Below are 8,179 nucleotides of genomic sequence, written 5' to 3'. Positions count from 1 at the left end.
CGTGGGAATGCAGCCCGGGACGCTCCGCGTCCCAAAAGCGGACGCAGAGCGTCCATTGAGGCATTCCCACGCAGACGGTTCGACGCCTCGACGTGGGAACGATCAGGTTGAGCGGGTTAACTCAGTTGCTCTTCACCGCATATTCCGGCTTCTTGTCGTTACCCGGAATGAACGGGCTCCACGGCTGCGCACGGATCGGCCCTTCGGTCTGCCACACAACGTTGAACTGACCGTCGTTCTGGATCTCGCCGATCATCACCGGTTTGTGCAGGTGGTGGTTGGTCTTGTCCATGGTCAGGGTGTAGCCGGACGGCGCAGCGAAAGTCTGGCCGGCGAGGGCTTCGCGGACCTTGTCGACGTCGGTGGACTTGGCTTTTTCCACCGCCTGCGCCCACATGTGGATGCCGACGTACGTGGCTTCCATCGGGTCGTTGGTCACGGCTTTGTCGGCACCCGGCAGGTTGTGTTTCTTCGCGTAGGCCTTCCAGTCAGCGACGAACTGCTTGTTCACCGGGTTCTCCACCGACTCGAAGTAATTCCACGCCGCGAGATTGCCCACCAGCGGTTTGGTGTCGATGCCGCGCAGTTCTTCTTCGCCCACCGAGAATGCTACGACCGGTACTTCGGTGGCCTTCAGGCCCTGGTTGGCCAGCTCTTTGTAGAACGGCACGTTGGAGTCGCCATTCACGGTGGAGATCACCGCAGTCTTGCCGCCAGCGGAGAATTTTTTGATGTTGGCGACGATGGTTTGATAGTCGCTGTGGCCGAACGGGGTATAGACCTCTTCGATGTCTTTGTCCGCCACGCCTTTGGAGTGCAGGAACGAGCGCAGGATCTTGTTGGTGGTGCGCGGGTAGACGTAGTCGGTGCCGAGCAGGAAGAAGCGTTTGGCGCCGCCACCTTCTTCGCTCATCAGGTATTCAACCGCCGGGATCGCCTGCTGGTTCGGCGCGGCGCCGGTGTAGAACACGTTCGGCGACATTTCTTCGCCTTCGTACTGAACCGGGTAGAACAACAGACCGTTGAGTTCCTCGAACACCGGCAGCACCGATTTGCGCGACACCGAGGTCCAGCAGCCGAACACCACCGCCACCTTGTCCTGGGTCAGCAACTGCCGGCCCTTTTCCGCGAACAGCGGCCAGTTCGACGCCGGGTCGACCACCACCGGTTCGAGCATCTTGCCGTTCACCCCGCCCTTGGCGTTGATCTCGTCGATGGTCATCAACGCCATGTCCTTGAGCGAGGTTTCGGAGATCGCCATGGTGCCGGACAACGAATGCAGAATCCCGACCTTGATGGTCTCGGCGGCCTGTACCGTCCAGGTCATGCCCATCGCGGCAATGGATGCCGTGAGTGTGAAAGCCTTGATCAAACTGCGACGCTTCATTGTGCGATCTCCACGAACGTTAAGTTTTTATGGTTGGCAGATGCGAACGACTGAAGGCTGTTTTGCAAGGGCTGTGCCCGGTCGGGTTTGGGCAGGAAAATGTCGGTTTAGAGCGGTTGCGCGCAGATCCAGCGCACCATGAAGGGACGTGTTGCATGCAGGGGTGCAGCGGGGTGCGCCAGATTGGGGCGCGACCTCGAGCGTTCAGCGGCGGCGCATCAGGCCAATGAAAAACAGTCCGCCGAGGGCTGCTGTGGCGACGCCGATGGGCAGGTCTTCGGGGGCGATCAGCGTGCGGGCGGCGACATCGACCCACACCAGAAACACACTGCCGAGCAACACGCACACCGGCAGCAGGCGCCGATGTTCTGCACCGATCAGACGCCGGGCGATGTGCGGCACCATCAGCCCGACGAATCCGATGGAACCGCTGATCGACACCAGCACCCCGGTCATCAACGAAGCAATCACGAACACCCGCAGACGCACCGCCCGGGCATTCAGGCCGAGGGTGACGGCGGTCTGTTCGCCGGCCATCAAGGCGTTCAGCGGACGGGCCATGCCGATCAGCAGAATCAGCCCGAGCGATACGCTGAGCGCCGGCGCTGCCAGCAACTCCCAGCGCGCCAGACCGAGGCCGCCGAGCATCCAGAACATCACGGCCGAACTGGCCCGGTGATCGCCCATGAACAGTAGCAGGTTGGCGATCGCCATCATCACGAACGACACCGCCACGCCGCACAGCAGCAGACGGTCACTGTCCAGCCGACCCCGTCGGTTGGCGATGCCCAGCACCAGAAACATGCTCGCCAATGCGCCGATGAACGCGGCGATCGGCAAGGTCAGCAGACCGACGATTTCACCGACGTGCAGCACCACGATCACTGCGCCGAGGGTCGCACCGGAAGTGACACCGAGCAGATGAGGATCGGCCAGCGGATTGCGCGTCACCGCTTGCAGCACCGCGCCGATCAACGCCAGCCCGGCGCCGACCAGCGCACCGAGCAACATGCGCGGCACGCGGATCAGCCAGACGATGTGCTCCTGGCCGGCGCTCCAGTCCGGCACGCCAAGACCGAACAATTTATGCAGCAGAATCCGCCACACCACGTCCACCGGAACCCGCGCCGGGCCGAAGCCCAGCGATACCACGCACGACACCAGCAACGCAGCGCCGAGGGCGAGCAGCAGCCAGCCGTAACGACGATTGATCATGCGCCGTGGAAACCTTTGGCCAGGGTTTCAACCGCCAGCACGTTGTCGATCCCCGGCGTGGCCTGTACGTAAGGAATGACGATGAAGCGCTGGTTCCTGATCGCGTCCACCGATTGCAGGGCCTTGTTCTTCAGCAGGAATTCAATCTTCTGCTCAGCGGTGATTTCGCTGTAGTCGACGATGACGATCACCTGCGGATTGCGCTCGACCACGGTTTCCCAGTTGATCCGGGTCCAGCTCGCTTCAACATCATCAAGAACGTTGCGCCCACCGGCAGCATCGATCAGCGCTTGCGGCATGCCGAGACGGCCGGAGGTCATGGCGCGGTCTTCGCCGCTGTCGTACAGGAACACTCGCGGTTTTTCGGCGGGAAGGTCTTTGCGGATTTGCGCGACCTGATTTTGCATCTCGGTGATCAGCGCGTTGGCGCGATCCTGCACGTCGAAAATTTTGCCGAGGTTGCGCAGGTCGTTGTAGGTGTCGTCCAGGGTGGCAGCCGGTCGCTTCATCACGAAGGCACAGGACTCGGTCAGCTCGTAGACGTTGATGCCCAGCGGTTGCAGGGTTTGCGGCGTGAGATCGCCGCCGACGCGCATGCCGTAATCCCAGCCGGCGAAGAAGAAATCGACGTTGGCGTCGAGCAACGTTTCCACCGACGGGTACTTGGCCGCCAGTTCCGGCAATCCGTCGAGCAGACTCTGCATTGGCGGCGTTACCGATTTCCAGCCGCTGACGCCGCTGTAGCCGGCCATCTTCGACTTGAGGCCGAGGGCAAGCATCATTTGGGTCATGTTGATGTCGTGGCTGACCGCGTGTTTCGGCGCTTGCTTGAAGGTCACCTGGCGGTTGCAGCTGTGGATCGTCAGCGGGTACTTCGTGGCCTCGGCGAAGGCGTGGGTGGTGCCCAGCAACAGAGCGAGGCAAAGCAGGGAACGCACAGTCATGGTCGGGTTATCCAGGTGATTCGCGGGTAGCCGTGGAGGGGGTGAGGATCGATCAATGCTTCGACGCCGAACACGTCGCGCAGCAATTCGATGGTCAGCACTTCTTGCGGCGTTCCGCTGGCGACGATGCGACCGTGATTGATCACGTACAGGCGGTCACAGAACGCGGCGGCCAGGTTCAGGTCGTGGATGCTCGCCAGGGTGCCGATCTGCAAACGCTTGACCCGCTGCAGCAGTTCCAGCTGATAGCGCGGATCGAGGTGATTGGTCGGCTCGTCGAGGATCAGCAGTTGCGGCTGCTGGGTCAGGGCGCGGGCCAGGATCACCCGCTGTTTTTCACCACCGGACAGCGTGGCGAATACGTGGTCTTCGAAGCCGTCCATGCCTACGGACTTGAGGGCCTGGGTGGCGAGCTGGCGATCTTCCAGCGTGTCGCCATCGAACAGGCCCTTGTGCGGGGTTCGACCCATGGCGACCACTTCTTCGACCGTCAGGCCGAAGGTGTCGGGGAATTCCTGCAGGACAACAGCGATACGTTGTGCGCACCAACGCGAGGATTGCCTCCACACGTTGTGGTGATCGAGCCTGACCTCACCATGTTCCGGCTGGCTGAAGCGGTAGGCACAGCGCAACAGGCTGGTCTTGCCACTGCCATTGGGTCCGATCAGCCCGACGAATTCACCGGCGGCCACGTGCAACGACGCGTCACGCAGTCGGAACTGGTGATGGCAGTGTCCATGGCCCAAGGGGGACCAGGCGAGATCGACGAGCGTCAGTGAAGTCATGTGTTGTTCAGCTTGAAGTCCATGAAGTGAATCCGGCCGTTCCATTGCCCGCAGCCGGTCAGCGCAAAAGAAAGCCCGCAGCATGGGCGGCGGGCAATGAGCTGAAAACTGGTTATACAGTAACACTTAAATCGGCCGAATATCAGGTCCGCCAGTTTAAGGACTCGTCTGAAACGTGCATCTCGCCGGTCTCATGATGAAGTTGAGGCCGATTCAGTTTGCCGGCCCAGACGCGACAACAGCAGTCGGTCCAGCAGCCATACCACCACCAGCGAAGCCCCCACGAGCGGAAACACCACCGCCAGCACCAGCATGATCGCCACGCCGGTTTTCCATTTCGGCAGATCGTGGCGCAGCGGCGGGACGCCGAATTTTCCCTGCGGGCGACGCTTCCACCAGATCACCACGCCGCTGATGGCACTGAGCAGGATCATCAGGCAGATCAGCAGCACGATGATCTGATTGAAGGCGCCGAACATCTTGCCTTCGTGGAGCATCACGCCGATCTCGGTAGCCCGGGCAACGGCGCCGTAGTGCTCGAATCGCACATCGGCCAACACCTTGCCGGTGTACTGATCGACATGCAGCGTGGCGTCGTTGCGCGGGTCGTCGGCGAACACGGCGATGGTGAACACGCCGGTGGCGGTGGTCGGCAGGGTGATGCTGTAGCCGGGCTCGACCTTGCGCTCGACGGCGATGTTCTGTACGTCCTGCAGGCTGATGATCGGCGCGGCAGGGCCGTGTTGCATGCCGCCATGGGCCATGTGTTCGGCGTGATCGCCGGACATCGGCATCGGGGTATTTTCCATCGCCCAGGGTACGGTCTGGCGGGCGGCGTTGTTGAGGCTGCCGGCCTCGACGTCGGAGGTCGGCACGTTGTTCCACATCGCCGCCGGGAACACATTCCAGACCTGGGCGTACTGCTTGCCCCAGAAGCCGGTCCAGGTCATGCCGCTGAGCAGCATCACCAGCAGCAACGCGGCGCCCCAGAAACCGGTGACCGCATGCAGATCACGCCACAGCACGCGACCGCGACTGTTCAGGCGTGGCCACAGAATCCCCGCCGCCTGGCCGCGCGGCCACCACAGGAAAACCCCGGACACCACCAGCACCACGCCCCAGCCGGCGGCCAGTTCGATGAGTCGGTCACCGACAGTGCCGATCATCAGTTCGCCGTGGATCGCCCGGGCGAGCGCCTGCAGGTTCTGCTTGGCATCCTGCTCGCCGAGGATGTCGCCGTGGTAAGGGTCGACGAACACGTTCAGTTCATGACCGGCATTTTTCACCACGAATTGCGCGCTGCGTTCGGCGTTCGCGGGCGGCAGGTACTGGGTGACCTGGCCTTGTGGATAAGCGCTTTTGACCTTTTGCATCAGGTCATCGGCCGGCACGGTGTGATGGCCGGCCGGGACGTTCAGCAGGCTGCTGTACATCAGCGAGTCGAGTTGCGGCTTGAACAGGTAAATGATGCCGGTCAGGGCCAGCATCACCATGAACGGCGCGACGAACAATCCGGCATAAAAATGCCAACGCCAGGCCAGGTTGTAGAAATTCGGTTTGGGCTGTTTCATCACGAGTGCTCCGCTTGGCTTGGATCTTCTGGTTGTCTGTTGTCACTCGCTCCCTCAAGGGGAGCGAGTGCCCTTGAGGGTCAGAAACTCATGTCCACCTTGGTCCAGAGCGTGCGCCCCGGCTCGTTGATGGCTTGCGGGTCGTTGGCCGGGTAGCCGAACCCGGCGTTGCCCGCCAGGTTCAGGTGTTCGGCGTAAGCCTTGCCGAACAGGTTGTCGACGCCGGTGCTGACCTTCCAGTTCTTGTTGATCCGGTAGGCACCGTTGAGCGAGAACACGCCGAAGCCCGAACTCTTGTCGTAATCCTTGCCGACCACGTTGCCCTTGTTCTGGTCAATCCGGTTTTGCGCGGCCACCACCCTCCACAGTGCGCCGGCGCTCCAGTTGTCTTCGCTGTAGGTCAGACCGAAACGGGCATCCAGTGGCGGCATCTGCGGCAGGGCCTTGCCGTCGCTGCTGTTCTTGCCCCAGGCATAGGCCAGGGTCGCATCGGCTTTCCAGTTGTCGGTGAGGTTGTACGCGGCACCGAGTTCACCGCCCATGATCCGTGCGTCGATGTTTTCGGCGCGGGAGGTGCTCATGCCCATCCTCGTCGGGGTGTAGTCGAACAGGATGTAGTCGCGCACCACGCCGATGTAGCCCGAGGCCCAGGCTTCGAGGTCGGCGTCCTTGTAGTTCACGCCGAAGTCGATCTGGGTGGTCTTTTCCGGTTTGATCGAATCGAACGCATTGACCGAACCGGCCGGGCCGGACTTGGGCGAAAACAGCTCCCAGTAATCCGGGAACCGCTGCGCGTGGCCGAGGCCGGCGTAAAGCGTGGTCGGGATGTCGGCGAGGTCATGCTCGTAACGCACGAAACCGCTCGGCAGGGTGTCGGCGCGGGTATCGCCGGCAGTCGGGTTCGGCCGGGACATCATTCCCGAACCGGTGGTCTGCCGGAAGTCTTTGGCAGAGGCGCGGTCGACCCGTGCGCCAGTGATCAGTCGATCACGGTCGGCGGCGTACCAGGTCATCTCGCTGAACACGCCGTAGTTATGGAAGTCGGCGTCCTTGGTGTACGGCTGATCCTTGTAGGTATCGATGCCCATGCCGCTGCGCTGACGGTGTTCGTTGGTCTGCGCGTCGAGGCCGGTGATCAGCTGGATGTCGGCCCAGCGCCAGGTCGCCTTGATCCGTGCGCCGAGGGTGCGGCGGTCGACGTTGGACGCCATGGGACCGGCCATCATCCCGGTGCCGGACGGCGTGCGCAGGGTATAGTTGTCCATTACATGGTCGGCGTAGTTGTAGTAGACCTGCGCCTCGAGCTTCTCCAGCACGTCGGTGATGTTGGATTTCTCGAAACGCAGGCCGAGGCTTTCACGCAGGAACTGCGATCCGTCCATGCCGCGCCCGGCGTAGCGCGCTTCGCCGTCGCCCTTGCCGGCGGTCAGTTCGATCAGGGTGTCGGCGTCCGGGGTCCAGCCCAGCGCCACGTCGCCGTTCCACTTGTCATAGCGCGAGGCGACGGTGTCGTTGTTGCCGTCGCGGTAGTCGTCGGAATGCGCGGTGTTGCCGATCACCCGCACGTAGCCCAGCGGGCCGCCGGCCGCTGCATCGACAACTTTGTCGAAGCGTCCGTTGGAGCCGGCCAGCACGCTGGCATTCACTCGGGTGCCGAGTTCGCCGAAGCTTTCCGGCTCGCGGTCAAAGAGGATCGTGCCGGCGGAGGCGCCCGGCCCGTAGAGCACGGTCTGCGGGCCTTTGATCACGGTGAGTCTGTCGTAGGTCTCGGGCGAGATGTACGAGGTCGGCGCGTCCATCCGGCCGGGGCAGGCGCCGAGCATCATGCTGCCGTTGGTGAGGATGTTCAGGCGCGAACCGAACATGCCGCGCAGCACCGGATCGCCGTTGGTGCCGCCGTTGCGTACCAGGGCGAAGCCGGGAATGGTCTTCAGATAGTCGCCGCCATCGCTGGCCGGCACCGGTTGGCGCGGGTCTTTCGGGTTGGTGACGATGGTCAGCGGCGAACTCGGGGCGATGGCGGTGATCACCGTCGGGCTCAGCTCTTCGGTGTGGCCGGCATGCTCATCGGCCAGCACCAGCGGGGACAGCAGGACGCCGCAAAGGACGGCGGCAGCGTGCCTGAAACGGATGCGCGATTCGTTCAGGGCAAAGGACGCCTGGGCAGAACCCGGGCGTGGGACAGCAGAAAACCTGGACATGACAATTTCCATCAAACAGTCGTAAACGACACGGCCGGCAGCCTGAAGCTGTCTTCTCGACCGTGTGCAATCAGTG

The 8,179-nt window shown here is 62.6% G+C and carries 6 protein-coding genes; all 6 read right to left on the bottom strand.

The window, feature by feature from the left end:
• Positions 1-121: 121 nt before the first annotated feature.
• The 6 genes from urtA to BBF94_RS17725 all read right to left on the bottom strand — a co-directional run bounded on the left by urtA (position 122) and on the right by BBF94_RS17725 (position 8,103).
• Positions 122-1,387, bottom strand: coding sequence for an urea ABC transporter substrate-binding protein (urtA, locus tag BBF94_RS17750; protein ID WP_065260286.1), 1,266 nt, complete (start codon positions 1,385-1,387; stop codon positions 122-124).
• 204 nt (positions 1,388-1,591) lie between these two features.
• Positions 1,592-2,602, bottom strand: coding sequence for a FecCD family ABC transporter permease (locus tag BBF94_RS17745; RefSeq protein WP_065260285.1), 1,011 nt, complete (start codon positions 2,600-2,602; stop codon positions 1,592-1,594).
• The gene (locus BBF94_RS17740) at positions 2,599-3,546 is read right to left on the bottom strand and encodes an ABC transporter substrate-binding protein (protein ID WP_065260284.1); all 948 of its coding nucleotides are present in this window, start codon (positions 3,544-3,546) and stop codon (positions 2,599-2,601) included. Before BBF94_RS17740 ends, BBF94_RS17745 begins: the two co-directional genes overlap by 4 nt.
• Positions 3,543-4,331 (bottom strand): ABC transporter ATP-binding protein, encoded by a 789-nt coding sequence (locus BBF94_RS17735; RefSeq protein WP_065260283.1) that lies wholly within the window; start codon positions 4,329-4,331, stop codon positions 3,543-3,545. Before BBF94_RS17735 ends, BBF94_RS17740 begins: the two co-directional genes overlap by 4 nt.
• Positions 4,332-4,522: 191 nt before the next feature.
• A complete protein-coding gene (locus BBF94_RS17730; protein WP_065260282.1) occupies positions 4,523-5,902 on the bottom strand; it encodes a PepSY-associated TM helix domain-containing protein in 1,380 nt (459 codons plus the stop codon).
• Between the two features lie 80 nt (positions 5,903-5,982).
• Entirely contained in the window at positions 5,983-8,103 is a 2,121-nt protein-coding gene (locus tag BBF94_RS17725) for a TonB-dependent copper receptor (RefSeq protein WP_065260281.1), read from the bottom strand.
• Positions 8,104-8,179 lie beyond the last annotated feature (76 nt).

It is taken from the genome of Pseudomonas bananamidigenes, from assembly GCF_001679645.1.
Classification (GTDB): domain Bacteria; phylum Pseudomonadota; class Gammaproteobacteria; order Pseudomonadales; family Pseudomonadaceae; genus Aquipseudomonas; species Aquipseudomonas bananamidigenes.
This window is presented reverse-complemented; position numbering and strand designations above follow the sequence as displayed.